2 protein-coding genes are annotated in these 2,074 nt (G+C 46.6%); one reads left to right on the forward strand and one right to left on the reverse strand.

What is annotated here, in order from left to right; genetic code table 11:
• Positions 1-1,034: adenosylmethionine--8-amino-7-oxononanoate transaminase (gene bioA, locus AB4496_RS11030; protein ID WP_372130950.1), on the reverse strand; the 1,034-nt coding region annotated here is incomplete at its 3' end.
• A 159-nt stretch (positions 1,035-1,193) separates the two neighbouring features.
• Between bioA and bioB the strand changes: the two genes are divergently transcribed.
• A partial coding sequence (gene bioB, locus AB4496_RS11035; protein WP_372130952.1) for a biotin synthase BioB occupies positions 1,194-2,074 on the forward strand: 881 nt, incomplete at its 3' end.

Below are 2,074 nucleotides of genomic sequence, written 5' to 3' on the forward strand. Positions count from 1 at the left end.
GGTAGTAACTCAGAAAAGAGTTGTTCAATCTGATGAGTCTGATTTTGCCAATGACCTTGCTCTATGATGGACAAACTTGCCGCACCTACTGCACAAGCTAAAGGGTTGCCCATGAAGGTTGGCCCGTGCATAAAGCACCCGGCTTCACCGCCACATACCGTGTCGGCGACATCTTTACTCGCAAGCGTCGCTGACAGCGTCATGTAGCCACCAGTTAAAGCCTTCCCTACGCATAAGATATCAGGTTGAACATCGGCATGTTCGCAAGCAAACAATTTCCCTGTACGGCCAAAGCCGGTCGCAATCTCATCCAAAATAAGTAATACGTTGAATTCATCACACAGTAGGCGAACTTGTTTTAGGAACTCAGGGTGGTAGATGCGCATGCCGCCAGCGCCTTGAACGATTGGTTCTAAGATCACAGCTGCCACTTCTTTGTGGTGGACCGTTAGCTTTTCTCGAAAGCTATCGATGTCACTTGAGTTCCACTCATCCCAGAAGCCAGTTTTTGGTGAATCGGCAAAGACGTGCTCAGGCAAAAAGCCTTTGTAGAGACTATGCATTGAGTTATCAGGATCGGTCACTGACATTGCCGCAAAGGTATCACCGTGGTAACCATCTCTCAACGTGAGGAATTTTGAACGAGGTTGCCCTTTAGCGTGCCAGTATTGGAGAGCCATCTTGAGACTAACCTCTACGGCTACTGAACCTGAATCAGCCAAGAATACGTGCTCGAGATTATTTGGTGCTAGGTTCAAAAGTTTCTTACATAAATCGATAGCAGGCTGGTGGGTGATACCTCCAAACATAACATGCGAAACCTTATCGATTTGGCTGTGAGCTGCAGCATTGAGCTCTGGATGATTGTAGCCGTGGATGGTTGACCACCAAGAGGACATACCATCAATAATTCGTTTTCCGCCCTCTAATTCTAGGTAAACGTCGTCTGCGTTAGTGACTGGGTAGCAGGTCAGAGGTGTCAACGTTGATGTATAAGGATGCCAGATATGCTGGCGGTCAAAGGCGAGATCCATAGTAACTTCCATTCTTGGTGTGGCTAAAAAATAACCAGATGTAAACTTTTGATATTATCAATGTGTTGACAGTCTAAAGCTTGTCGGTAGACTATCCAAGCATAAATACAATCTCTATTGATAGAGATGTAACATCAAATAATAAAAAAGGATCGACACGTGGAAGTTCGTCATGACTGGACAGTTGCTGAAGTAAGAGCACTGCTTGAAAAACCGTTTATGGATTTAATGTTTGAAGCTCAAGTGGTTCATAGACAGTACCAAGAGCACAACCACGTGCAGGTGAGTACACTGTTATCGATTAAGACAGGTGCTTGTCCTGAAGATTGTAAGTACTGCCCTCAGAGTGCTCACTACCGAACGGATGTCGACAAAGAACGCTTAATGGAAGTCGAGCGTGTTTTGGATGCGGCGCAAAAAGCCAAGAACGCAGGCTCGACTCGCTTCTGTATGGGCGCGGCATGGAAAAACCCGAAAGAACGCGATATGCCTCACCTAACTGACATGATCAAAGGTGTGAAAGGCATGGGCCTAGAAACATGTATGACACTAGGCATGTTAACGCCTGATCAAGCAGGTGAGCTAGCGGACGCAGGTTTGGATTACTACAACCATAACCTTGATACGTCTCCGGAGTTCTACGGCAGCATCATCACCACTCGTACTTACCAAGACCGTTTAGATACGCTATCTCATGTGCGTGATGCCGGTATGAAGATCTGTTCTGGTGGTATTATTGGTATGGGCGAAAGTACCAATGACCGTGCAGGCCTGCTTGTAGAGCTTGCGAACCTTCCTGTTCACCCAGAAAGTGTACCAATCAACATGCTCGTAAAAGTCAAAGGCACACCGATGGAAAACGTCGATGATGTTGAGTCTTTCGACTTCGTCAAACTGATTGCGATTGCTCGCATCATGATGCCTATGTCTGCGGTTCGTTTATCAGCAGGCCGTGAGAACATGAACGAACAGATGCAAGCTATGTGTTTCATGGCGGGTGCGAATTCTATCTTCTACGGCTGTAAGCTACTGACTACGCC

It is taken from the genome of Vibrio sp. 10N.222.46.A1 (genome assembly GCF_041473595.1).
In the GTDB taxonomy this organism is placed as follows: domain Bacteria; phylum Pseudomonadota; class Gammaproteobacteria; order Enterobacterales; family Vibrionaceae; genus Vibrio; species Vibrio tasmaniensis_A.